The sequence below is a fragment of the Aerococcus sp. 1KP-2016 genome, from assembly GCF_002252085.1.
Taxonomy (GTDB): domain Bacteria; phylum Bacillota; class Bacilli; order Lactobacillales; family Aerococcaceae; genus Aerococcus.
Genome location: NZ_NEEY01000018.1, coordinates 1 through 26,229, shown reverse-complemented (window position 1 = coordinate 26,229; position 26,229 = coordinate 1). Strand labels below are relative to the sequence as shown.

At 37.8% G+C, this 26,229-nt stretch carries 22 protein-coding genes, 4 pseudogenes and 1 other annotated feature; of the genes and pseudogenes, 18 read left to right on the top strand and 8 right to left on the bottom strand.

Going from position 1 to position 26,229, the window contains the following annotated elements; all coding sequences use genetic code 11:
* Position 1 precedes the first annotated feature (1 nt).
* From B9P78_RS04925 to B9P78_RS04885, 9 genes and pseudogenes are all read left to right on the top strand, one after another.
* Positions 2-796 carry an RNA methyltransferase gene (locus tag B9P78_RS04925; RefSeq protein WP_094518411.1) on the top strand — a complete coding sequence of 265 codons (795 nt, stop codon included), beginning with the start codon at positions 2-4 and terminating at the stop codon, positions 794-796.
* A gap of 126 nt (positions 797-922) precedes the next feature.
* Positions 923-1,552, top strand: coding sequence for an HD domain-containing protein (locus B9P78_RS04920; protein ID WP_094518410.1), 630 nt, complete (start codon positions 923-925; stop codon positions 1,550-1,552).
* The gene (locus B9P78_RS04915) at positions 1,536-1,880 is read left to right on the top strand and encodes a helix-turn-helix domain-containing protein (RefSeq protein ID WP_094518409.1); all 345 of its coding nucleotides are present in this window, start codon (positions 1,536-1,538) and stop codon (positions 1,878-1,880) included. Before B9P78_RS04920 ends, B9P78_RS04915 begins: the two co-directional genes overlap by 17 nt.
* A 36-nt stretch (positions 1,881-1,916) precedes the next feature.
* Positions 1,917-2,146 (top strand) — a binding site (T-box leader).
* A gap of 118 nt (positions 2,147-2,264) precedes the next feature.
* Positions 2,265-3,310, top strand: a pseudogene (gene pheS, locus B9P78_RS04910) (phenylalanine--tRNA ligase subunit alpha).
* Between the two features lie 7 nt (positions 3,311-3,317).
* Positions 3,318-5,747: a phenylalanine--tRNA ligase subunit beta gene (gene pheT, locus B9P78_RS04905; protein WP_094518408.1), complete on the top strand. Its 2,430-nt coding sequence runs from the start codon at positions 3,318-3,320 to the stop codon at positions 5,745-5,747.
* 171 nt (positions 5,748-5,918) lie between these two features.
* A complete protein-coding gene (locus B9P78_RS04900; RefSeq protein WP_158520575.1) occupies positions 5,919-7,406 on the top strand; it encodes a gluconokinase in 1,488 nt (495 codons plus the stop codon).
* A gap of 144 nt (positions 7,407-7,550) precedes the next feature.
* On the top strand, positions 7,551-8,531 hold the full coding sequence (gene pta / locus B9P78_RS04895) for a phosphate acetyltransferase (RefSeq protein ID WP_094518406.1): 981 nt from the start codon (positions 7,551-7,553) through the stop codon (positions 8,529-8,531).
* Positions 8,532-8,674: 143 nt separating this feature from the next.
* Positions 8,675-9,142 (top strand): tRNA (adenosine(37)-N6)-threonylcarbamoyltransferase complex ATPase subunit type 1 TsaE, encoded by a 468-nt coding sequence (gene tsaE / locus B9P78_RS04890; protein ID WP_094518405.1) that lies wholly within the window; start codon positions 8,675-8,677, stop codon positions 9,140-9,142.
* Between the two features lie 28 nt (positions 9,143-9,170).
* Complete coding sequence (locus tag B9P78_RS04885) at positions 9,171-9,713, top strand: GNAT family N-acetyltransferase (RefSeq protein ID WP_094518404.1); 543 nt, start codon at positions 9,171-9,173, stop codon at positions 9,711-9,713.
* A gap of 74 nt (positions 9,714-9,787) precedes the next feature.
* Here B9P78_RS04885 and B9P78_RS04880 read toward each other — a convergent pair whose 3' ends face one another.
* Positions 9,788-10,027 (bottom strand): TraX protein, encoded by a 240-nt coding sequence (locus B9P78_RS04880; protein ID WP_094518403.1) that lies wholly within the window; start codon positions 10,025-10,027, stop codon positions 9,788-9,790.
* 232 nt (positions 10,028-10,259) lie between these two features.
* On the opposite strand from B9P78_RS04880, the pseudogene murB reads away from it, so the two are divergent.
* The 8 genes and pseudogenes from murB (at position 10,260) to B9P78_RS04835 (ending at position 17,063) form a co-directional block, all read left to right on the top strand.
* Positions 10,260-11,197: pseudogene (murB, locus tag B9P78_RS04875) on the top strand (UDP-N-acetylmuramate dehydrogenase).
* 71 nt (positions 11,198-11,268) lie between these two features.
* On the top strand, positions 11,269-12,945 hold the full coding sequence (locus B9P78_RS04870) for a DUF3744 domain-containing protein (protein WP_094518402.1): 1,677 nt from the start codon (positions 11,269-11,271) through the stop codon (positions 12,943-12,945).
* Positions 12,946-12,984: 39 nt separating this feature from the next.
* The gene (locus B9P78_RS04865) at positions 12,985-13,686 is read left to right on the top strand and encodes an AzlC family ABC transporter permease (RefSeq protein WP_094518401.1); all 702 of its coding nucleotides are present in this window, start codon (positions 12,985-12,987) and stop codon (positions 13,684-13,686) included.
* A 12-nt stretch (positions 13,687-13,698) separates the two neighbouring features.
* Positions 13,699-14,013 (top strand): AzlD domain-containing protein, encoded by a 315-nt coding sequence (locus B9P78_RS04860; RefSeq protein ID WP_094518400.1) that lies wholly within the window; start codon positions 13,699-13,701, stop codon positions 14,011-14,013.
* A 506-nt stretch (positions 14,014-14,519) separates the two neighbouring features.
* Positions 14,520-15,281: pseudogene (locus B9P78_RS10150) on the top strand (MetQ/NlpA family ABC transporter substrate-binding protein).
* A complete protein-coding gene (mtnN, locus tag B9P78_RS10515; protein WP_094518397.1) occupies positions 15,281-15,679 on the top strand; it encodes a 5'-methylthioadenosine/S-adenosylhomocysteine nucleosidase in 399 nt (132 codons plus the stop codon). Before B9P78_RS10150 ends, mtnN begins: the two are co-directional and overlap by 1 nt.
* Positions 15,592-15,975 (top strand): hypothetical protein, encoded by a 384-nt coding sequence (locus tag B9P78_RS10510; RefSeq protein WP_255377075.1) that lies wholly within the window; start codon positions 15,592-15,594, stop codon positions 15,973-15,975. The genes mtnN and B9P78_RS10510 overlap by 88 nt, the downstream gene beginning before the upstream one ends.
* A 200-nt stretch (positions 15,976-16,175) precedes the next feature.
* A complete protein-coding gene (locus tag B9P78_RS04835) occupies positions 16,176-17,063 on the top strand; it encodes a DUF2877 domain-containing protein (protein WP_094518395.1) in 888 nt (295 codons plus the stop codon).
* Positions 17,064-17,791: 728 nt separating this feature from the next.
* Here B9P78_RS04835 and fni read toward each other — a convergent pair.
* The 4 genes from fni to mvk form a co-directional block, all read right to left on the bottom strand.
* Positions 17,792-18,844 (bottom strand): type 2 isopentenyl-diphosphate Delta-isomerase, encoded by a 1,053-nt coding sequence (fni, locus tag B9P78_RS04830; RefSeq protein WP_094518394.1) that lies wholly within the window; start codon positions 18,842-18,844, stop codon positions 17,792-17,794.
* Between the two features lie 4 nt (positions 18,845-18,848).
* Positions 18,849-20,018 (bottom strand): phosphomevalonate kinase, encoded by a 1,170-nt coding sequence (locus tag B9P78_RS04825; RefSeq protein WP_094518393.1) that lies wholly within the window; start codon positions 20,016-20,018, stop codon positions 18,849-18,851.
* A 4-nt stretch (positions 20,019-20,022) separates the two neighbouring features.
* Positions 20,023-21,012 (bottom strand): diphosphomevalonate decarboxylase, encoded by a 990-nt coding sequence (gene mvaD, locus B9P78_RS04820; RefSeq protein ID WP_094518392.1) that lies wholly within the window; start codon positions 21,010-21,012, stop codon positions 20,023-20,025.
* Between the two features lie 75 nt (positions 21,013-21,087).
* Positions 21,088-22,068, bottom strand: a complete 981-nt coding sequence (gene mvk / locus B9P78_RS04815; protein WP_094518391.1) for a mevalonate kinase — start codon at positions 22,066-22,068, stop codon at positions 21,088-21,090.
* A 204-nt stretch (positions 22,069-22,272) separates the two neighbouring features.
* Between mvk and guaA the strand changes: the two genes are divergently transcribed.
* The gene (gene guaA / locus B9P78_RS04810) at positions 22,273-23,832 is read left to right on the top strand and encodes a glutamine-hydrolyzing GMP synthase (RefSeq protein ID WP_094518390.1); all 1,560 of its coding nucleotides are present in this window, start codon (positions 22,273-22,275) and stop codon (positions 23,830-23,832) included.
* 64 nt (positions 23,833-23,896) lie between these two features.
* On the opposite strand, the pseudogene B9P78_RS04805 reads toward guaA, so the two are convergent.
* From B9P78_RS04805 to B9P78_RS04795, 3 genes and pseudogenes are all read right to left on the bottom strand, one after another.
* Positions 23,897-24,340 (bottom strand): annotated as a pseudogene (locus B9P78_RS04805) (site-specific integrase); the annotation flags it as partial.
* Positions 24,341-24,410: 70 nt separating this feature from the next.
* Positions 24,411-25,310 carry an Abi family protein gene (locus B9P78_RS04800; protein WP_233487725.1) on the bottom strand — a complete coding sequence of 300 codons (900 nt, stop codon included), beginning with the start codon at positions 25,308-25,310 and terminating at the stop codon, positions 24,411-24,413.
* A gap of 231 nt (positions 25,311-25,541) precedes the next feature.
* Positions 25,542-25,955 (bottom strand): S24 family peptidase, encoded by a 414-nt coding sequence (locus B9P78_RS04795; RefSeq protein WP_094518387.1) that lies wholly within the window; start codon positions 25,953-25,955, stop codon positions 25,542-25,544.
* Positions 25,956-26,229: the final 274 nt, after the last annotated feature.

The window sequence follows — 26,229 nt, the reverse complement described above, 5'->3', positions numbered from 1 at the left end:
TATGGTAGAAAAAATCATTACTTCGGTCCAAAATACCCGAATTAAAGAGCTCAAAAAATTATTTACCCGCAAAGGTCGTAAAAAGGCTGGTCAATATATTTTAGAAGGACCACATTTGGTTGAAATGGCTATACAGGCTCAGGCAGACATCGATATGATTTACTATGTACCAGAAAGTAGTCATGCACATATTGAAAAATTTAGAAATATGAACGATGCATTGCCATTCACCCAAGTTACGCCCGAGGTGGCCAAAAGTCTGAGTCAAACGGAGCAACATCAAGATATTTTTGCAGTTGCGACGCTGCCTGAAGCGAAAGAGATTCATTTTGACCACTTAAATCATGCCGTTTTGATTTTGGATCAAGTCCAAGATCCTGGTAATTTAGGGACTATCATCCGAACGGCAGATGCCTTTGGCTACCGTGATGTGATATTAGGTAAAGGAACAGTTGATTTGTTTAACGATAAAGTTTTGCGGTCTATGCAGGGTTCACACTTTGCTGTGAATACCTATGAACTTGATCTAGATGAGGCCATCCCAGCATTGAAGGCCCATGATTATTTTATCGCTACGACTGAATTAAATGACCGAGCACACGCTGCTAATGCCTTTGATTTACAAAGAAAAGGCAAATGGGCGATTGTGTTAGGGAATGAAGGAAATGGCGTAAGCCAAATGGTCCAAGAGTTGACTGATGTATCTTTATATATTCCAATGATTGGTTCTGCTGAATCATTAAATGTTGCAATTGCAGGCGCAATTGTCATGTATCAATTTCCACCCAAATCTTGATAAATTCTTATCGATATACTTCTAGAAAATGAAGGAATTCGTGATATGCTTAGAAATAACGAATCTTGAATGGCAGTGAACGATAAATGAACTGAAAGTACGTTTTGGTCGAAAAAAGGTGATTATATGAACGAACGTGAAGAACATTATTTTTGGGAAGATGATAAGGAATACATGGCAATCATTGCGGATATCAAAGATCATCCCTTTGTAACTGATTTGGCTTATTATAAACAACATGTGCATGGCAACCGCTTAACCCACTCCTACCTCGTGTCCTATATGTCCTACCGATTGGCTAAGAACCTAAATTGGGACTATCGGGCTTGTGCAAGGGCAGGTTTGTTACATGATCTATTCTATTATGTACCTGGTGAAGTGACTTTTTCGAAGGGGTCACATCTACGAAACCATCCGAAAATTGCATTGATGAATGCAGGGATAGTGACAGCGTTATCAGAGGTTGAAGAGGATATCATTTTGAAACATATGTGGTTGGCAACACCAGAATTTCCCAAATATAAAGAGTCATACTTACTCACCTTTGTAGATAAATATATTGCTAATGAAGACTTTGTAAAACCAAGTTTGGCGAATTTCTCTTTAAGCAAGCTGACAAAGGCTTTTAAAACCTTTATTGGCAAACTCGTTATTCCAGCATTAAGTGGACGTAAACATAAAGAAGTCCCAGTAGAAGAAAAAATCGAATTAATAGAAACCCAAAAGGAGATAGATGAAAATGGAAATTACAATTAAACAAGAAGCGCTACCAGTAATGTGTGCGAAGATGGAACATGCGTGTAAAGTAATTGGTAAAAAATGGAACAGCCTAATTATTGAAGTATTACTTGCAACACCGCTTCGTTTTGGTCAATTACGTGACTCAATCAATGGTATTTCAGACCGTGTATTGATTGAACGTCTTCGTGAATTGAGCGAAGAAGGCATCGTATGCAAAGAAGAAACAGAAGTAAATGGTCACATGGTGACTATTTACAACTTGACTGATAAAGGTCATGATTTACAAAAAATCTTTAATAGTTTACATGTTTGGGCCGATGAATGGGTGGAACCTGCCGAATAAGGTTGACAAAATGCTATAAACGGCTAAAATATAATAGAAATTACCTTAACAGAAGACAACGATTCAAAAATACGTGTTGCTCAGAGAGTAAGAGTTAGCTGCAAATCTTACCAACATGTTTGAATCGTTTTCACTTCTAGAGTAGGCATTCGGGAGAATAGCAATATTCAAAAGAGTGTCCGGTCGACCCGTTAAAACGATCAATGAGTGCCAGTATGGGAAACTATACTGGAATCAGGGTGGTACCACGGTCTTTCGTCCCTATTTTAGGGATGGAAGGCTTTTTTTGTGTTATAAGAGGGAAGAATAGTTGTGCATTGACACAAAGCCACCCCTCCTAATAAGCCGTCACTCACCACATATAACAATATAAGGAGATGCAAAATGAGTATTGTAGAAGATTTACAAGCAATTGAGAATCAAATTGCTGCAGAAATTGAAGCAACTGCTAATTTGGCTGACGTCAAAGCAGTTCGTGTGAAATATTTAGGAAAAAAAGGACCAATTACTGAAGCCTTACGCGGTATGCGTGATTTATCAGCTGAGGAGCGACCTAAAGTTGGTGCGTATGCCAATGAATTAAAAAACAAGGCAGAAGCTAAATTACAAGCAAAAGAAACAGTATTCCAAGCAGAAGCTTTGAACGAAAAATTACAAGCAGAAGCAATTGATGTGACTTTGCCAGGTGAAAAACCTGCAACGGGTACCAAACATGTATTAACACAAGTTATGGAAGAAATCGAAGATCTATTTGTTTCAATGGGTTATGAAGTAGTAGAGGGTCCAGAAATTGAATCAGACTTCTATAACTTTGAACGTATGAACTTGGCGAAAGACCATCCAGCGCGCGACATGCAAGATACTTTCTATATTAATGATGAAGTATTATTACGTACGCATACGTCACCTGTTCAAGCACGTGCTATGGATGCACATGATTTCTCTGCAGGTCCATTAAAAATGATCTCTCCAGGTAAAGTTTACCGTCGTGATGATGATGATGCGACTCACTCTCATCAATTCCATCAAATCGAGGTTTAGTTGTTGATCACAATGTATCGTTAGCTGACTTAAAAGGTACCTTAGAATTATTTGCTCGTCATATGTTTGGTGAAGATACTGAAGTGCGTTTACGTCCAAGTTACTTCCCATTTACTGAACCATCTGTAGAAATCGACGTCACATGTTTCAAATGTGGTGGAGATGGCTGTAATATCTGTAAACAATCTGGTTGGATTGAAATCTTAGGTGGTGGGATGGTTCATCCCAACGTCTTAGAAATGGCTGGTATTGATTCTCAAGAATACGCTGGTTTTGCTTTTGGTTTAGGACCTGACCGTGTTGCAATGTTGAAATATGGTATCGATGATATTCGTCATTTCTACCAAAATGATTTACGATTCTTAAAACAATTTACGGAAGAGGGGTAAGCAATCAATGAAAGTATCATATAAATGGTTGAATGAATTTATCGATCTTGCTGACTTGAATCCGCAAGATGTTGGGGAACGCATGTCTCGTACAGGTATTGAAGTTGACGGTGTTGAAGCATTGGGTGAAGGCTTGAAGAAAATTGTGGTAGGTCATGTGTTGACCTGTGAACCACATCCAGATTCAGACCATCTTTCAGTTACAACTGTTAATGTGGGCGAAGCGGAGCCATACCAAATTGTGTGTGGCGCACCAAACGTTGCTGCAGGCCAAAATGTCATTGTGGCTTTACCAAACTCACGTATCGCAGGTAATGTGAAGATTAAAAAAGGTAAAATGCGCGGCGTTGTATCTCAAGGGATGATTTGTTCATTAGAAGAAATCGGTTTTTCTAATTCTGTTGTACCGAAAGAATATGCTGATGGTATCATGGTATTACCAGAAGATGCAGTTCCAGGTACAGATATCGTTGAATATTTACAATTGGATGATCCAATTATTGAATTAGATATCACGCCTAACCGTGCAGATGCATTCTCTATGCGAGGTGTTGCTTGGGAATTAGCGGCAGTTTATAACCGTCATGCAAATATCGAAACTACAGATACAAGTAAATTTGAAGCTAATGATTTAGCTGACGCGCTTGAATTAAAAGTTGCAGATACAGCATTAGTACCTGAATATAATGCTTATTTAGTAAAAAATGTAAAAGTTGGGCCATCACCACTTTGGCTACAATTACGCCTAATGGCATCTGGTATCCGTCCAATTAACAATGTAGTGGATGCGACAAACTATGTGTTGATGGCAAATGGTCAACCACTACATGCCTTTGACTACGATAAATTAGCAAATAAAGTGATTGAAACGCGCTTAGCTAAAGCAGGTGAAACTTTAGTTACCTTAGATGAAGTCGAACGTACATTATTAGAGACAGATATCGTCATTACTGATGGTGAAAAACCAATCGCCTTAGCTGGTGTTATGGGTGGATTAGATACTGAAATCGATGAAGATACAACGAATGTTTTAATCGAAGCAGCTATATTTGAACCAATTCATATCCGTAAAACAGCGCGTCGTAACGGTTTACATTCAGAATCATCAATGCGTAACGAACGTGGTATCAACCATGCAACCGTTGCTGAATCAGGTGCTTACGCAGCTCAATTGATGCATGAATTAGCTGGTGGTGAAATTGTTGAAGGGCGCGAACGTGTTTCTGTAATTGATTTAACACCAGTTCAAGTATCATCAACATTAACATACGTGAACAAACGTTTAGGCATGACATTATCATATGCTGACATCGAACAAATCTTTGCACAATTGCAATTCGATATTGAAGGTGATGGCGAAAACTTCACAGTATTTGTACCATCTCGTCGTTGGGATATTACAATTGAAGCTGATCTTGTTGAAGAAATTGCACGAATCTACGGTTATGACAAACTGCCATCTCGTTTACCTTCAGTAAATGCAGTAAACATGGGCTACACAGATTGGCAATTGTTCAAACGTCGTACCAACGATCAAATGTTGGCAAATGGTTTCAACCAAGTAATTGGTTACTCATTAACAGGTGATAATCAAACCGTACTTGAAATGGCAAATGCAAAACCAGTGGCATTAGACTTCCCAATGTCTGATGACCGTCGTGTAATGCGTACGAATTTACTAAGTACTTTACTAGAAATTGTTCAATATAATGTTGCGCGTAAAACAGCCGACGTAGCTATATTTGAATCAGGTCGCGTATTTAAATGGGCTGACGCTGCATTACCAGTTGATGAAACACATTTAGCTGCTGCTTGGACAGGACATTCTGCAAGCAAAACATGGAGTCATCCAGCTAAAGTTGTTGATTTCTATGATATGAAAGGTGCCTTAGAAGCAGTCTTAGATAGCTTCAACCTTGACGTAGCAATTAGCTTTGAACCAGTGAGTGATTTGCCAGACATGCACCCAGGCCGTACAGCCCTAGTCTTCGCAGAAGCTAAAGGAGCTGAACGAGTAGAATTAGGTTTCATCGGACAATTACACCCATCAATTGCTGATAAATACGATATGAAAGATACTTTAGTATTTGAAATTTCATTGGATAAAGTATATGCGCTACCAAAAATGGCTGTAAAACAAACACCAATCGCTAAATTCCCTGGATCAGAACGTGATATCGCCATCTTAGTAGCAGACACTGTTACAAGTGCTGAAATCACAGCTACCATCGAAAAAGCATCTAAAGGTGGTATCCTAGTGGGTACAGAAATTTTCGACGTCTACCAAGGTGCAAACATTGAAGACGGTAAGAAATCAATGGCGTATACATTGAAATACTTGAATCCACAAGCAACCTTAACCGATGAAGAAGTAACAGCTGATGTGGCTCAAATTACTGACGCCTTAAGCCAAGACTTCCAAGCTGAAATCCGTTAATAAGCGTTTCAATCATCACTTTTCCACATGTATATTCATTCGAGTAAGACTTAGTTAGCAAGAAGCAACAATTCATTGATATATATCCAGTGATTTGTTGCTTCTTTTTCTTTGATTAAATGTAAACGTTCCCACCTGATGACGGGCAATACTGACATAAGAGAGGTTACTATGCAATATTACGTAGCAGATTTAGGGACAACTAATTCAAAATTAGCTGTAGTCCAAACGCCATATACAATTATTGAAACCATTGAAGCACGCAACATCATCGATCAAGATGAAACAGGAAAACATGAAAGTAACCCTGAACGCGTTGTCCAACAATTAAAAGATTTACTAGCACAAATGGCCCTCAAGTATCCAGAAATTGATCGTTTAATCTTTTCAACGCAAATGCATGCACTGTTAGCGACCAATCGCTCTGGTGAGGTATTCATGCAAACCATGACGTGGGCAGACTTACGCGCCAAGGAAGTCGCTAAACTGATGCATGAAGATGGTCGAGGAGAAAAATTCTTTCAAATTTCGGGCACACCCATCCATGCGATGAATCCTTTTGTCAAATTAGCCTATTTAAATGATGCAAAGGCTGAATTATTCCACAAGGATGAAATACAATTTATGGACATTAAAGCATATATTATTCGCTCACTAACGGGTGAATTCGTCATTGATTATCCTACTGCATCCTCAATGGGTTTATTGGACCTTTCAGGCAAAAAGTGGTCTAGTGATTTATTACAACAAGTCAACGTAAATGAAAATCAACTACCAAGCTTACAAGCACCTACAGCTAGTTATCCAGTAAAGGCTGACATCTTAGCTGAATTAGGTTTACCATCAACCTTTCAACTTTTATTGGGATCTACGGATGGGGCGCTAGCTAACTTAGCGAATTTGGCATACGCTGTTGAAGGCACAGCACAGACGGAATTGGTGAGTCCGTTTGTATTTTCATTCGGTACTTCTGGAGCCATTCGATACCTTAGTGAAGTCTTAGTGATTAATACACAAGGTGCCTTGTTTACTTATATGGTGGACGAGGGTGACCATTATATTGTGGGCGGTCCCTTGAATAATGCTGGGAATGTCTTAGATTGGTTATATCAAAACTTTGCATTCAAGGAACTGGGGATGACCTTCTCACAAATGCTCGAGGCACTTCATAATGAGCAAGTAACTGATCATGGTCCATATTTTCTACCCTATTTAAATGGCGAACGGGCACCATATTGGAATGCCTTCTTGCGTGCAGAATTCAAAGAACTTGCTGGCAATACAAGTCGTTTGGCCATGGCTAAAGCTGTCTTTGAAGGAGTATTTCTTGAGGCACGTCAGGTCATTGAATTAGTACTATCAACGACTGATGTAGATGTACCGTCCATTCAAGTGAATGGTAAAATATTTACAAATCCGGCTATTTGTCAGTGGATTGCTAATATTTTAGGTGTACCCTTACAATATGTTTCCAGTGAAGATGCCAGCGTCGTTGGTGCAGGTATCATGATTGAAGGTCCAGGACTTAAACAATTGCCAGATGTGAAGATTGTTACACCACAAGTGGCAGAAGCCGCCTTATATGATGTGAAATTCCAATCTTTTAAATATCATGCCGATCAGGCAGATGTACAGTCGTATATAAAATTGTATATATAATACCTAAAAGTTGTAGCATTCTTCTTATAACTTTACCTATAAGCAAAGATTATTATGTTTGCGATAATTGTTATAACAAAAGCTTAGAGAACGTGTTAAAATAGGTTATGTAAACGTTTTATAATTATAGGAGGTTATTTTTAAATGGATATGTTTGATAGTTTAAAAGCGAAAATTAGTGGGAAAAAGATCCGTGTCGTTTTCCCAGAAGGATACGATGAACGTATTTTGGGTGCTGTAGTTCGTTTGAAAGCGGAAGGTTTAATGGAACCTGTATTATTAGGTAATCCAGACAATCTAAAAGAAATTGCACAAGAACGTGGTTTTAACATCAACAATATCGAAATTATTAATCCAAATAACTATGATGCATTTGACGAAATGGTTGCTGCTTTCGTAGAACGTCGTAAAGGTAAAGCAACTGAAGAACAAACACGTACAATTTTACGTGATGAAAACTACTTCGGAACAATGTTAGTATATCAAGATATTTGTGACGCTTTGGTATCAGGTGCACGTCACTCAACAGGTGATACAGTACGTCCAGCATTGCAAATTATCAAAACAAAACCAGGTGTGAAATCGACATCAGGTGCTTTCATCATGTTACGTGGACGTGACCAAGAAAAATATGTCTTCTCTGACTGTGCAATTAATATCAACCCAGATGCAGAAGGCTTAGCTGAAATCGCTGTTGAATCAGCTAAAACTGCAGCTATGTTTGACATTGATCCTAAAGTTGCTTTACTAAGCTTTTCAACTAAAGGTTCAGCAAAATCACCAGAACAAGAAAAAGTAGCTGAAGCAACACGCATTGCAAAAGAAAAAGCACCTCAATTTGAAATTGATGGTGAATTACAATTTGATGCAGCCTTTGTTAAAGCAGTTGCTAAACAAAAGGCGCCAGATTCAAAAGTTGCTGGTAATGCTACTGTATTCGTATTCCCAGAAATCCAATCAGGTAATATTGGCTACAAGATTGCACAACGTTTGGGTGGTTTCGAAGCTATTGGACCAATCTTACAAGGTATGGCCAAACCAATTTCTGACTTGTCACGTGGATGTATCGAAGAAGATGTTTATAAATTAGCAATTATTACTGCTAATCAAACATTATTAGATTAGTACTAGAAATTGTAAAACATATTTGTCTCAACATTTTCACATTTTTGATGGTAAAAGACTACATGAGTGAGTTTTCATTCTTGTAGTCTTTTTCTTTTTTTAGTACCATTAGCTTAATGACAAGTTTGAGGAAGAGGTGTATGATGGCTATCACAATCAATTGGACTAGTGAAGAAGATACGTCTAAATTTGCTACTGCACTTGCTACAGTAGTATCTGCTGGTGATATTATTTGTCTTGAAGGGGACTTAGGTGCTGGTAAAACGACTTTCACCAAATATTTTGCAAAAGCACTTGGGATCGATCAAGCAATTAAAAGCCCAACTTATACAATTATCCGAGAGTACGAAGAAGGACCAATCCCTTTGTACCATATGGATGCCTACCGCTTAGAAGAAACAGGTGGGGAAAGTGTTGGTTTAGAAGATTATCTAAATGGAGATGGCATTACGATTATTGAATGGCCACAATACGTGTTAGAAGATTTACCAGATGATTATCTATGGATCAAAATTGAAAGTACTGGCTTAACTAGTCGACAAGTGACCGTAACAGGCGAAGGCATCACAGGGCAAAATTTGTTGATGCAATTACGTAAAGATTTTGCCTAGTCAAGAGGAATAGAAGGATTAATATATTATGAAAAAAGAACAATTAGAAATTACTTTAGCTGATGCCTTACCTAAAGATGCTAAAGCCTTACTAGATTTTTATAAAGAAGTGGGTGCTGAAACGGATTATTTAGCTTTTGGTGCAGAAGGTTTAGGAATCAATCAAGAACAAGAGACACGTTACATTAAATCTTTAGAAGATGCGCCAAATAATCGTTTATTAATCGCTCGTTTAGGTGATGATATTATTGGTGTTGCGAGTGTGGGTGCAGCGCAACATGCCAAAATAGCACATATTGGTGAAGTTGGTATTAGTATCCTACGCCGCTTCTGGGGATTGGGCTTATCCAAAGTCATGATGGAAGACATTATTGACTGGGCCATCGAAAATGAAGTCTTACGCTATCTACGTTTAGAAGTGAGCAATGATAACATGCGTGCCATTACTTTATATGAAAAATACCGATTCGAAAAAATCGGCAAAACGCCTAACGGCATGTACCATGACGGTCAATTCCATGATCTAGTTTTAATGGGCTTAAATGTAGAAAATGCTGAGCAAGCAGAATAAGACGCACAAATAAAGAACCTGTAGAAACGAGCGTATCTTGCCCTTGTATCTACAGGTTCTTTTATAATGTGTTCTTATTTTAATATGGCCATGGCAATCATAACAATTAGTAAAATTACTTCAAGGCTAATTAATGTCCAACGCCAGCGGCTATCTTTCTCGTTAAAAGCAAAAATAATCGCAACGATAGGGATTAAAATACTAAGGGTTACATTTGTCCAAGCAATTTCTGCAGCTGGACGTCCAACTTGTAAACCAGCATAGATAAAAGTTAGCGCAAGCATCATTAAGGCATTACGTCGAATTCTGTTCATGAGAAGTCCTTTCATACAATTTACATTTGTTTTAATCTTTCTTAAAAATTTATCATAACACGCACGAGGATTATTATTCAAGCATACAATATTGAACGGCATTGCAATGTAAATATACGGTAAAATGTGGTATTATTAATTAGATTATACTAGCACTTTATGAGAAGAAAGCACCTTGCAACTATTCTCAATTATTTTATGCTAAATATATTACCAGGAAGGGTAATTCAACATGTTTTTAAACGATTTGCGTAGAGCATTTCCAAATGCCAATATGAAATTTAATGAACCTTTGAAACACTATACATATACAGAAACTGGTGGACCAGCAGATGTTCTCATTTTCCCTCAAACAGCTGATGAAATTATGGCACTCGTTCGTTTTGCCAATAAAGCCCATGAACCAGTACTGGTCTTAGGCAATTCAAGTAATGTCATTATCTCAGATGAAGGCGTTTATGGCGTAGTCTTAATGTTAACGGACATGGATTATATTGAATTCGATGGTCTTGATATTAAAGCGGGCGCGGGTAGCCGCATTATCGATGTAAGTTTGCAAGCCGGTGAAAGAAGTTTAACAGGCTTAGAATTTGCATGCGGTATCCCGGGTTCTACCGGAGGCGCGGTGTATATGAATGCCGGTGCTTATGATGGGGAAATTTCCGAAGTACTTGTAGAAATTGATGTTGTATCGAGGCGGGCCGTTTCTACACATTGAAAAATGAAGACTTAAAACTTGCTTACCGTTATTCAGACTTACAAGAATCAGGCGATATTGTGGTTGAAGCTCGTTTCAAATTGAAGGCTGGCGATTATGATACCATTCAAGCCAAAATCGCTGAGTTGACAGAAAAGCGTGAGTCAAAACAACCCCTTGAGTATCCATCATGTGGATCAGTATTCAAGCGTCCGGTAGGCCATTATACAGGTAAATTAATTCAAGATGCTGGTTTACAAGGCTACACAATTGGTGGTGCCCAAATTTCTAAGAAACATGCCGGTTTTATTATCAACATCGGTGGGGCAAGTGCCACAGACTATATTAATATGATTCACCATATTCAAGAAATTATTTATGAGAAGAATCATGTTCTCTTAGAACCAGAAGTTAGAATTCTAGGTAAACGTACGAAATATGATGTCGTTGATGATGGTTTTGAACATCAATAAGGCCGCATATCAGGATATACAATTTTTAAGAAGATAAACAAATAAATTTAATTGAAAGGGGCATTCATTATATGTCCAATCCTTGGATGCAATTTAAAGGTGTATCGTTTACCTATGATGGTGCTAGTAGACGTACCCTAAAAAATATTAATTTAACCTTTTATCGCGGGGAAAAAGTCCTGATTATCGGTGCAAATGCCTCGGGTAAATCCACATTAGTGCGTGCGTTACGTGGTAAACTTGGGACGGATGAGTTCCCTGGTGAATATGAAGGCGAAATCATCAATTTCGATCTAGATATGGAAACTATGGATGCCACCATCATGGCAGACGCGGTGGATCATCATCTAGAAGAAGCATCGACGATGACGAATAGTCGCAAACGTTCAAGTGACTATGTGCCTAATTTTTCAGAGGAATTAAAACGTCGAATTTTAGAACATCCCTCAGATGCCAATTTAAAATTTGAAGATTTATCAGAGGGTCAACGTGACATTCAAAATTTTGTCAATAATGTGAATTATGACCAATCTGTCTTTATTTTCGATGAACCTTTAGCCAATTTGGCACCGCGAGCTGGTCAGGTCTTCATTGATTTAGTTGATGATATTCATCACAATACTGACGCTACCATCGTGATGGTGGAATACCGAATTGAAGAAGTATTATATCGTCCAGTGGATCGTGTGATTGTACTATCAGAAGGCCGTATCATTTTTGATGGTAATCCAGAGAAATTGTTAAAACGTAATATCCTAAATTCTCTAGGTGTGGGAGAGCCGTCCTATGTATCTGCAATTCGCTATACAGGCTATCCTTTAGATAAGGTGCGCAATATTTCGAATGTCAATTATATACATGGACCAGATTTGAAACGTACCGTTGAATCCTGGCTAATGACGGTACCAAATTTTGTGCAACGTCGAAGTGACAAGGCTATTTTAACTTTAGAAGACGTTTCCTATACCTATCCAGGCCGTGAACGTTCCACGCTGACCAATGTTTCTACCGAAGTTTATGAAGGCGACATGATTTCTATTGTTGGGAAAAATGGTTCAGGTAAATCAACTTTGGGACAAATCATGGACGGTAACATTATGCCGGATGAAGGTAAAGTATTCTGGCACGGTGAAGAAGTAACAACAGATAATCTCTGTCGAATGAAAAATGAAACGGTCTATATCCAACAAAATATCGACCAACGCATTATCGGTTTCACTGTCAACGAATACCTTAAAGATATTGCTTTACGCTGTAATTACAGTGAAGAAGAAGCAGCGCAAGTGATTGGTGAATCATTGAAAACGACTGGACTTATGTACGCGGCAGAAATGCGTATTGGTCAATTATCATTTGGCCAACAAAAACGTGTCATGCTTTCATCTGCCTTGGTCAATAAGCCATCCTTATTAATTATCGATGAGCCGTCAGAGGGGCAAGATTTCCATCACTATAATGAATTTATGCAATATCTTTATCAAATAAATCAAGACCGTAAAATTGCGATTATTATCAATACCCATAATATGGACTTGATTTTGGAATTCACGCGTCAAACATGGGTACTTTCTGAAGGTGAATTGATTGCAGATACGAAACCAATTCGTGTTGCCACAGATCATCGATTGATTCAAAAAGCCTTTTTATGTGAATCGAATTTATATGTATTCGCACGTCAAATTGGCTTGATGGATCCGTATAATTTCATTCGTAAGTTTATGGATTATCACCGTGAAATTAATCGTTAAATAGTAATTTTACACAAAAACAGGGTGGAGGTTGAATGAATGCAAGATGTTGCTGTCAGTCGGTGGAAATTCTCCATGCCGATTGTCATTGGTTATTTGCCGGTGGGTTTAGCGTGTGGCTTATTATTAAGTGATGCTGGACTTGCATGGTGGCAAGTTATTTTAATGAGTACCCTGGTTTTTGGCGGTTCTTCGCAATTCCTTGCGGCTGCCTTACTTGCACAAGATGCGAACTGGATTGAAATTTTTATTTCAGTTTTACTTTTGAGTTCTAGACAGGGGCTTTATAGTATTTCATTAGCACCCTATCTCAAAACAGTACCTCGCTTCAAAGCTGCATGGCTAAATTATATGACAGCAGATGAATCCTATGCAGTAAATATCGTGAATTTACGCGACTCTGATGAAACACATCCATGGTTCATTAATGATGCCCTATTTGTCGCTACTGCAACATGGCTTTCATGGGCTGTATTTACCGCTATGGGCGCAATATTTGGTACCTTTATTGAAATTCCAGAAGTAATTTCGAACTTTGTCATGGTAGCTATGTTTATTGGTATTTTAGTACCAAATATCCGCAACCGCATGATGTTAACTTCGATGATTGGTACAGGGTTACTATCAATTGTATTAATGATGATTTTTCAATCTTCATATGTCATTATTATGGTGACCGCAATTACTTTAGCTGTTGTATTTTATTTCTTGAAACGCCAAGACAATCAACGTGTTGTGTAGGAGGCCTTGTAGATGACATTATTTATTATTATTTTAGGGCTAACTTGCACGGCTTTACGTGTGATTCCAGGGTTGGTGATGCGAAATGCAAATATTTCGCCACTAGTGTATAGAACCATGTCATTCTTGCCGGTGATTATCTTCACCGCTATGATTTGTACGGATGTATTCTTCTGGGATGGACAATTCAACCTGAAACTATTGGAGAATCTTAAACTCATTCCGGCATTGATTTCAATTGTCGTAGCATATTATTTTAAGGATATTATCAAAACAATTATTGCTGGCGTTGGTTCAATGGCATTGATGTATATGTTTTTTATGTAACTTGTAAAGTTTAATCTGAGTAGCTATTTGGCAAGCTCAAATATGTATATTATTTTCAAAAGTTCCACTAAATTATTTTTTATATACTAGTATGGGACGTGATTTTACTTTTTTCAGTATTCGGGTGAGATTACTTGAAATAAAGATTTCATGTCCTTTATATGTACCCAAAATTGTACTTACAAGATTTTAGAAAGAATATTTATTTTACACGTAATGTACTTTAAATACCGCTCCTATTTTGGACGGTATTTTTTTTGGTAATATATTGCCTAAGCTCATATATTTCTGTAAAACAAATCAAGCATGCGAGTAAATAGGTATTATACTGGCGCATAGTGTTCTTGCATAATAAAAAAAAGTTAGTTTGAAAAGGGGATTTTATGAAAAAGTTTAATGGGATATTTTCTTCAGTTGTATTAACGAGTATTTTGGTGTAAGCAGGTTGTTCAAATAATAGTGGTTCAAGTGAAGCAGCCAATGTAAGTTCAACAGAGGAAACGACTATTAAAATTGGTAGTTTTGATTCTGATTTGGATATTTGGACTTATATATCAGAATTAGAGGCTACTAAGGAAGCTGGGATTAATATTGAACTTGTGAATGTAGATGGTATTGATATCAACACTGCCAGGTCAGCAGGAGATATGGACTACAATGCTTTTCAAACCTATGATTATATGAAAGTATTTAATGATGATCACGAAGAAGACGTTGTGCCAGCTTTTACAACTTATATAGAACCATTAGGCATATATTCTAATGAATTTGATACTTTAGATGATGTGCCAGAGGCGTCATAAGTGGCGATTGCTAATAATCCAGCCCAACAATCACGATCTTTAGCATTATTACAAGATGCGAATTTTATTACATTAAATGAAGAGGTAGAGGGGCTATATACAGTGAAAGATATTACTGATAACCCTAAAAAGCTTGAATTTATTGAAATTGATGATAATTCAGGATTACAGGCACTCGAAGATGTTGCCCTAGTTACTATCTCTTCTACATTAGCATTTGAGGGTGGCCTTAATCCAAATGAAGATGCTTTGTTTACAGAAGATACTAGTAAAATCACTGATAGTAACATTGGAAATGTGAATGTATTCGTCACATCAGATGATAATGAAAATAGTGAACAAATAGAAACGCTACAAGAGATCTATTTCAGTGATGATGTGAAAAATTACATTGAAACTGAATTCAATGATACAAAAGTCCCTGTAGACCTTGACCTTGCTACATTTGAGAGTGAGGGTGAGTAGTGAATATAGTTGTGATTGTTGCTATGGAAGAAGAAATGACGCCATTAAGGAAGAGAGCAAATGCTCAAAAAGTTGACCAACTCAAACATTTAAATATTTATGAAGCAATCAATCCGGATTATCTTTTGTATTTAGTCGAAAGTGGTATAGGGAAAGCAAATGCCGCAATGGGGGCTACTATTGCGATTGAACGTTTCAAACCGGACTATGTGTTAAATTATGGCGTAGTTGGTTCAATCAAGGATTACATTCATGCAGGAGATATCGTTATTCCAAATGATTTTACCTATCACGATGCGGATGATACTGCATTTGGGAGTCCTCTTGGTCGTGTTGCACGAATGCTTGCAACTTATCCAATCGCAGCGCAACTACAACCAATAATAAAACACTATTAAGTAAGCATCATTTTTTTCATACGGGTCAATGCCTAACTTCAGATGCTTTTATGTATCAGGTAGAGCGAATTAATTTTGTGCGCAATGCTTTCCCAGAAGGAGTCATTGTGGAAATGGAAGCTACCGCAATAGCTCAGGTTTCTTATACCTATAATTTGCCATTTCTTTCTATAAAAAGTGTTAGTGACACATCCAGTGAGCAGGCACCTGAAGAATATTTAAAGGATAAAGATCAGGTCGCTATTAACGCAGCGGATGTCTTGTTTAAAGCGATTGATTTATTGCAACAAAACTAGTTTCATGGTAATGACGCAAAATTATGGATCTTAAATCATGAAAGAAATACAATTTGTACCGATTCTGCATTGAATGGGTACTTTTTTTATATCATAAATGATATTTCACAAGTCATTTCTTAAATTTTCAGTTATAATATAATTAGAGAAATATCCGATTAAACAGGCACAATCGCATTTCATGAAAGTAGAGGTGACATATGGGCGATTCACAAACCACCCCCATCATGTTGACAGTAAGTTCCCTAGTCCATCCCCTTAATAAATTTGGCCGCATGGGTCATATTCACAGTAAATTTCAGGGTTCCTTTGTCATTCAAGTCAAAAATCAACTCATCCATTTTGGCTCCTACGCCCATTACATCGCAGGATTTGGCCTTTACCTTTCACCAGAAGATTTTAATCAAATAAACGACATCATTGACATCGGGAATCGTGTCCGAGTCACCGAAGACGAGCTTACTTTTTACGGGAAAAAGAGCGTGCAAAGTTTTGCCTATAAAGCCTCCAAAGTAGACCAACGACTACATGCCATTCCTTTTGATAACAAACTTCTTTCAAGTTTACTGAGTGCTTACGACCAAGCAATTGCAAGCACTAGTAGAACAGCGCTCGGGCTGAACACTGAAGATAATAGTTTTCAAAAGATACAAACCATGCTTGAACAAGATGATAATCAAGTGATTGATTGGGATAAAATCATTCATTATTTGATTGGTCGCGGGCGAGGCTTGACACCATCTGGCGACGATATGTTAGTGGGCTACTTAGCTGTGATGAAATTATTTGCCCTGTACCGTGCCGAAGATTTGTCCGATCAACTACTAGAAAGTCCACTATCTACAACAGATGTGAGCAAGGCATATATACTTGCTGGAGCCGAAGATTATTTTTCGACACCAATTTATCAGCTGTATACATTATGTAAAGTCGCTGATTTAAACGATTTAGCGCAATTGACTATTAATTTAACAGATGCCATTACCAATACCATGCGCGTAGGGCATACCTCAGGTCATGATATGACATTTGGTATGGGTATGGGTTTGCGTTACGTGCAACAGGCACACGCCAAAGTATCTAAATAACAGTAAAAAGAACCTGAAAGATTCATTCTTTTAGGTTCTTTTCAGCTTATCTTTTCTAGATTGTATATATTAAATTTAAAACGGACGGAAATTGGAAAGCATAACATGCTGTGGTTTCTTAAATGAGAAAAAAAGCAAACCACAAATCCCTGTGGTTTCCAGATCCTCAGAAAAGGAACGCAGAGAGGGCTGTGGTTTGCTAAATCAGAGAAAAAGTAAAGCAGTGAGCATTTATAGTTCTTTAATGAGAAGAAAAGGAACGCACACGGATTTCAAGTTTCATAATACAAAAAGGAGGCTGGGACAAAAAATAAAATCATCGGTTTTTCGTCCTTACAGTGTGCGTTCCTTGTGAGCCGTGGGACCATTGAAAGCCAAGATCTTTCAATTTGAAATCGAGCCAAGGTCTCGATTTCATCCTCTTTCACGGCTAAGGAACGACACTTTCAGTCCTTTGACACCTGTTCCCATGAAATATTTCAATCAAAATTTATAAGAATTTTTCAAAGTAAAAGGCGTACACAACTCTTATTAAGAATTGTGTACGCCTTTTAGAGGCCTTTTGTCCCAGCCTCTGCACATTAATTCGACTTTTGTCAAATGCATTTGAAACTTGTTCCAAATGTCAGCTTTGACTGCATTTCAGAAAAATCTGTAAATCCTAAAGTACGGGTTTTACGTTCATTTTCTTCCAACGGTTCAAAGCTTAGCGAGATTTGTCACACTCTTTATTTGCTTTGGCTGCGTGATGCGAAGTATTCAATATTAATGCGACGTAGCCGTGACCATTCGGCGGGTTTTCCTGAAATAATCAGATCTGTGTTTAATAAATCGTCAATATTTTGGCAATCTAATACCATCATCAATAAGCGCAATTGTTCATCATATTCTTCGACCATTTTGATGGTAGCAGGTACACCTTCAGTGAGTACGCCGTGTAAGAATTGTACAGACATACCAACAGCAGACGCACCAAGCGCTAATGATTTAAGGATGTTCATGGGCGTTTTCACACCACCGGATGCCAAAATAGTTGTTTGGTTCATCAATGGTTGCGCTTCTAATAAAGAAATAGCGGTTGATTGGCCCCAATCGGTCATATAGGCAAAATCTTTGTGTTCACGACGAGCATTTTCAATCTCAGCAAAGTTGGTTCCACCAGTACCCGAAACGTCAATGGTGCGCACACCTAGCGATTGGAGGTGATGCATGGTTTGATAAGACATACCAAAACCAGTCTCCTTGACCATAACTGGAATATCCAAACCTTCGACAATGGAGACGATGTTATCTTCTAATTTACGAAAATCACGATCACCTTCAGGCATGACAATCTCTTGTGGGGTATTTAAATGAATTTGAAATGCATCTGCTTCGAGTAAATCAACTGCACGTTTGGCATCTTCTAATGTTTTGTCAGCCCCAAGATTGGCCATTATAAAACCATTTGGATTCACGTCGCGAATAATGGTAAATGAATCAGCAACACTTGGATCCTTCAAAGCCGCAGATACGGAACCAGGTGCCATGGGTAGCTGAGTTTCACGCGCTACTTCTGCTAACATGGCATTAATTTTCTTAGTCCAAGCAGAACCACCAGACATGGCATTGATGTAAAAGGGACGATCAAATTTGCGGTCGAAAATAGTAGTTGATAGGTCAATGCTATTGAATTCTTGATGAGATAACGACTGGTGCACAAAGTGAATGGATTCGAAATCGGTCTCCTTTTCACCATACTGCATGATTGCGTTATGCACATGGGCATCTTTACGGTTCATATGATTACTCCTTATGTGTTCGTTGCCAGAATGCGAAGGGCAGGACGACAAGGGCATTGTTGCGCCAAATGGCTTGCACTTGGTCGGCTGCTGCTCGGCTGTTTGAAATAGCGTAGGCGCAGTCGCCTGCACCCGCACCAGATATTTTGGCTACGGAATGGTCTTGGGTAACTAAACTAATGGCTTTCTTGAAGCTCTTTGTTAAATATGGTTTATCTAATGCACGTGTATAGTGCAAAATAGTGTCATAATTATCGCTAATTGCCGATTTAAATAGCCTCCAGTCATTCATTTGAATAGCAGCTTTGGCCATTAAAACTTGACGTTTGGCGTATTGCTTAAAGGTTTTCAAGATTTCTGCATGTTCTGTTTCCGGCACATGTTCAGGAATTAATTTCAATAATTCTTCAGTGGATGCCTTTTCCTTAGTCCAAACCACAGAAAGCGTCCAATCTGGATCAATTGGTAAGGGTTCAATCATTAAATCAGGCCAGATATTTTCTAGCAAAGATACAATATCAGCACCAGATTCTTTGGGTTGGGCGTCAAACCACTCGCGGTCGAAATTTTGATAATAAATTATGCCTGTATGGGCTGAAGCTGCAACGTCGCCTAAAGAACCCATCATGCCTAAATGATGTTGGGTAATGGCTACTAATTTGTACACTTGATAGATACGTTGTGATTCAGTTAAATCTTTAAATAAATCATATTGCGTCATTAAAGCCGAAACAAGGGCAACTGAAACCGCACCAGAAGAACCTAAACCATACTTGGTACCATCAGCCGCATCTAGTTCCGACTTAATTTCAATAGTAAATAAAGGCGGATTGCTGGCAGAAAAAATCCCAAGCTCAATCGCAAACAAATTCACCGTCTGAATAGCTTGCCATAACAGAGGAAATTCTTGCGCTGCAGGGTCGTCACTCACCACACGTCCATCGCGATCATAATGCCAAGCAATCGCATGATCCGCTTGATTCGTCGTCACATAGCCAACGTTATCATCGACAACTGTTAATGATAAATGTAAAAAAGCATCCACCGTTGTAATAATGGCCGCTTGACCCGAATGGACAACTGCATACTCTCCCGCTAAGAACAATTTACCAGGGACAGATACGGTTACCGTATTGTCGCTATGATTATTTATTTCACTTTGCGCTTGTGCCATACGATCACTCCCATCTGTCTAACTGCTGAATACCCGGTCCAGGCGTTGTCTTGATAAATTCCATTGCTTCAAATTGATTGGCTAAGAATGCTTCTACTTGATTCATTTGGCTTGCACGGCAAAGTACTTTCACGTTTGGTCCCGCATCAATTGTATAGTAAGCAGGCACTCCCGATGCCCGCAAATCTTGGACAGCTTGAATAGCTTTAATTGTTGCCGGTTCAAAATAAGTAAATGACGGATCAGCTGCCATTGTAGTCGCATGCATGCGCATTGCATTTGCTTCTGCGATTTCGCCCAACAATGTAATGTTTTGTGCTTCTATCGCTTCTTTAATTCGTGCCAAATCAATTTTATTTTGGCGAACCCATTCAGGATAGAAGTGCGAAGTCTTCAATGTATGGGCCATCCCTTTCCTTGATGAAACACGTTTTTCTTTCGTATTGATGGTCATGATCACCATACCTATATCCCAAGTGGCATCGTCAATTTTGACAGCCATAGAATTTTCACTCTTCGTACCTTTTTGCCATTCGACAAATCCACCAAAAATTGAGCGAGTTGCAGAACCTGAGCCTTGACGCGCAAAAGTTGATAATTCTTGGTCTGTAATATGGTCCAATTGCAAGGCTTGGCGACAAGCTGCCGCTAATGCAGAAAAGGCCGAAGATGATGAAGCTAAACCGGCAGCGGTTGGTACATAGTTAATGCTTTCAACGCGTGCTTTTAAATCTATTGATGCTTCCTTACGAAATAGGTCCAAAAATCTAGAAATTTTGGCTACATCATCAGCTGCTTTCTCTTCGCCATTTAAGACGAAACTATCCGTCTCGAAATCACTAGAAAATGTTACCCGTGTATCGGTATATAGGGCATTTAAAGTCAGTGATAAACTTGATGTTGTTGGAATGAATAGATCGGCATCCGCTTTTCCCCAATATTTGATTAAGGCTATATTTGTGTGCGCACGATAGGCGCCTTGAAATTCTGTCATCGTGACTCTCCCTTAAAAATATTCTTACAAGTATTATAACTGATTTCGCGTATTTTCGCTTACTGACAAGCCAAATTACATACTTTCGCTACGAAATGGTACAACCCAGGTTGCTACCGCTAAATTTTCTTGTTGCAATTCATGCGCCAATCGCTCTGCAGCTGTTTGGTTTTGACAAATCGCGAAGTAACAACCACCGCGTCCACCGCCAGTGAGTTTAGCCGCACCTGAACCGTGTGTTTCTGCATAAGCTACCCCAGCTTCTAATTCTGGACTAGATACCTGCAAAGCCCGCAACTCCTTATGGGCACCTTTGAAAGTGTCACAAATCCCTTGAAATCCTGCTTCTGATGCTAGAAAAGTATCGCCTTGTCCCAGTAATTTGATTAACTGTTCAGCAGCTTGCCCAAGTCTTTCTAAAGCACCTGATACTGCTTGACGACGGGTGATGAAGGGCGAATTTAAAGCATTACCAATATAAGATACAGCGTCTTTTGTGTTGCCATGGATGCCAGTATCTGCAACTACAAGCCAATAAGGTGTGGCGAAGAGGCTTGGTTCAATCGGTTTGTTTTTTTGATAAATCAAGGGTAAACCTAAACCAGCAACACGGGCATCTATGCCTGAAGGATTACCGTGGCTGATTTTTTCAGATAAATCGACATATTTTAATAACAATTCATCCGCTAAAAGCAAGTCATAATAGTTGTAGAAAGCTCGCACTAAAGCTGTGGCCATAGCCGCAGATGAGCCCATACCACGTTCAGCTGGAATGGATGAATGGATGTTAATCCGCCAGTGACTTTGATCTTGTTGCATTAAGTCCGCACGCAGTTGGTCGTATACGGCAAGCAAATTTTGCAGGTCATTGGGTGCCTGATGCAGTGGCCCTTCATAAAGATCACTTTCTAAATAAGCATTACCATTCGTTTGTTGAACGGTAACCGTCATTTCTACCGCTCGAAAGGGTAGCGCTACTGAAGGGTAACCATGCACAACAGCATGTTCCCCAATAATAATTATTTTCCCGTGGGCAGTGCCAGTCGCTTTCTTCATTAAAACGTCACTCCTATTCCATACTATTATAAACAATAAATTGTCTGGAATCAGCCTGGATTGTGATTTATGGACAAATTTAGCAAATTATTAAGAGTGCATCATTAAAATCCGAACAATATTTTTTATTTTTGCGAAAAAAGCTAGTAATCACAAATATTCTTTGTTAGAATAGATTAGAAATTCGAAAAAGGAAGTGAAAACATGAGTGTCCAACAATCAATGCAAGATATCGAAAAAATCATTGTACTTGATTACGGTAGTCAATATAACCAATTGATTACAAGACGTATTCGTGAACTAGGCGTGTATTCAGAACTGTTATCTCATAGATTAACTGCAGAAGAAATCATGGCTAAAGGTAACGTTAAAGGAATCATCTTGTCAGGTGGACCTATGTCTGTATATGCAGACGGCGCATTCTCTATTGATGACGCAGTATTTGAATTAGGCATTCCTGTTCTAGGTATTTGCTATGGTATGCAATTGATGACCTTCAAAAATGGAGGTGTTGTTGCCCGTTCAGATAAACGTGAATATGGTCAACAAGCATTAATCATCGATAAGACAGAATCAGCTATTTTTGCTGGTTTAGAAAAAGAAGAAATGGTACTAATGAGCCATTCTGATCGTATTGAAGAAATCCCTGAAGGTTTCCAAGTAACAGCTCACGGCGAAAATAGCCCAGTTGCAGCATTTGAAAATCCAGAAAAACGTTTCTATGGCTTTCAATTCCATCCAGAAGTACGTGCTTCTGTACATGGAACTGACATGTTACGTAACTTTGTATTTGATATTTGTGGCGCAAGCGGTTCATGGACAATGGCTGACTTCATCGATATTAAAATCAAAGAAATCCGCCAATTAGTTGGTGACGGCAAAGTATTATTAGGCCTTTCAGGTGGGGTGGACTCATCTGTTGTAGGTGTATTATTACAAAAAGCTATCGGGGATCAATTAACTTGTATCTTCGTTGATCACGGACTTTTACGTAAGAATGAAGCAGAACAAGTCATGGACACATTAGGTGGCAAATTTGGTTTAAACATCATCAAAGTGGACGCTCAAGACCGCTTCCTTGACAAATTAGCTGGTGTTTCTGATCCAGAGAAAAAACGTAAAATCATTGGTAACGAATTTGTTTATGTATTCGATGATGAAGCACAAAAAATCAAAGATGTTGATTATTTAGCTCAAGGCACTTTATACACTGACGTTATTGAATCAGGTACAGAAACAGCACAAACAATTAAATCACACCATAATGTTGGCGGACTACCTGAAGACATGTCCTTCTCACTAATTGAGCCTTTAAATACTTTATTTAAAGACGAAGTACGTGCAGTAGGTACTGAATTGGGTATGCCACATGAAATCGTATGGCGTCAACCATTCCCAGGACCTGGTTTAGCTATCCGTATTATCGGTGAAGTGACACCTGAAAAACTTGAAATCGTGCGTGAATCTGATGCCATCTTACGTGAAGAAATCGCTAAGAATGGTTTAGAAGGCGACATTTGGCAATACTTCACTGTATTACCTGGTTTCAAATCTGTAGGGGTTATGGGTGATGAACGTACTTATGATTACACCATTGGTATCCGTGCAGTAACATCTATTGATGGTATGACATCTGAATGGGCACGCATCCCATACGACGTGTTAGATATTATTTCTAAACGTATCGTAAATGAATGTAGCCACATCAACCGCGTAGTCTTAGATATTACGAGTAAGCCACCTGCAACAATTGAGTGGGAATAAAACTAAAAGACCTCATAAACATTGGTTTAACAGTGTTTGTGAGGTCTTGTTTTTGTTATTGGGCTTATTTTGGACTTAAATTATTTAGCAGGTCAGATACTTCATCATCTGCACCTTCCCATAAATGACTATAAGTATTTAGTGTTGTTTGTATATCATTATGGCCTAAACGCTTTTGGATAACCTTGGCTTGTACACCTTCTTTTATTAATAAACTTGCGTGACTATGTCTTAAGTCATTGATCCGTATTTTAGGTATCTCAGTGTGTTTCGATATTATTGTTAGTTGCTTAGCTAATGTGTACTTTTTAATTTGAGGTAAAATTCTTTCATGAGGTTTGTAATCATAGAGTACGTTTAAATAATCATCAAGCATATTGAATAAAAAATCTGGTATCGTAATATCTCTTATTGATGAATCAGTTTTAGGGCGACTAATAATATTTTTACCACGTATTCTCTGGTAAGACTTATTAATTTTTAGGATACGATTTGTATAATCAAAGTTTTCTGCAGGTAGTGCTAATAATTAGCAAATTTGAATACCAGTCAATTGCTTGCAGGCATACGGTAGGTGTTTATTGTTTCTGAGAAACCATACTTAAATGCCAGTCTTCAGGGAAACCCAGAGAGTTTAAAATAACGTTGATTGATATAGAGTCTAATTTGTTATCTAGATATTTAATTCGCTTAAGTATAGTATTAAATAATTTTTTATATTCGACTTCACTTAAAAAGCATTTTAAAATAATATAGATATCATAAACGGATGTCCTTTTGTCAGTGACTTTTATTCCACTTGGAGTATGTATATCTTTATAAAATACCAAATTTTGCTTTGTTTTAAAGTCTAATAATTTACTATCATGTGCGCAAACATTTCTTACTTGCCTAATATTATCCATAAATGAAATGAGCATTTTAGGTGTAAATTGATTATAAATACGGATAAATTGACTTAGAAAGCTTAAGAGAACCTGACAAATATCATTGATTAACGATTCTTCTAGATTTCTAACAAAATATAATAAACCTCCAAAATCTAGGTATTCAATTATTACCCAGATGGGAACGTCTCCGTACTTATCTTTATAATGTTTTATAGGATTGTCATTCGAATTAGGTTTTGTATTATCACGAATAATTTTTGAGAAATTTGATATTACGCTACCTACAAATAAAATATTATTTTGATTGTAATTATTTGAATTTAAAAAACTATATTTTTCATTACAATATTTTTCTGCGAATTTATAAGCAACTATATATTTAATATGGTTTTCTGCTACTAATATTGCATCTAAAAACGCGGACTTAATTTGTGAATCAAAAAAATATAGATTACTTATTTCATTAAAATGTGCATTTTGCAAGTATTTATCACTATTTGTTAGCTGAAAGTATTTGCTATACCCATTTATGACGTTATAGTAATTATTGGTTAATAAATATTGTTTAGTTCGTTTATAGTCATGGATTATTAATCCACATTTATGTAGGATAGCAATTTGTTCATCTAAAGTTTTAAATGGTTTAATAAAAAAACACCTCCATCAAAAATGGAGGTGTTTCCGTACTGGTCCCCGTAGGGATACAGCGCTATAATATCTCCATTTTATTTTTTTAAAATCGATTTGTCAATCTTTTTACTTAAAGTTAAATGCATGTCCTATCCCATAATTGTTTAGATTCCAACACTGATAGACTTTTTATAATTTGTAGCTAACTTCTAAAACTTTCCCAACGATTTTAACAGAATTATGTTCACGTAAAATTATTGGTTCATAACCATTATTTTCTGGTAGTAATAACACCTCATTACCAATTTTTTTAACACGTCTAGATGCTACTTGCCCATTAATTAACACTGCTGCAGTAGTATCATTTTCAACATCAAACTGTTCCACACACAGGATTAGTGCACCATTTGGTATAATAGGATTCATACTGTCATCTTCACATTTAAAGTAGAACAGGTTCCCCCCAGGTAAGTTTGTATTAATTGTTTCCTTAAATTCAGTTACATTAGCTTGATCTGTGATTTGATGCGCTAAATTAATTTCACCAAATATAGGTACATTTACAATCCGTGCTGGACGTTTAGCTATATCCGTCCATCCCACAAGGTACTGTGGTTGGACATCTAAAAACTCTGCTACCTTAGCTATGGTTTCGAGGTCTATTTGCTTAACTACACCAGCTTCATATCTTTGAGTAGTGGCTTCTGTTTTACCTATATAGCAGCTACATCTTTTAGGGTTTTATTTTTTGAACGTCTAACTTGTCTAATTCTGGCTCCAATTTCATTCATTTCTATCACCTAGTAGTAGTTTTCAATATTACTGCAATTATTCTAAAATATAAGGACTTAGACCCCATTTTTTGAAAGGATTTCTA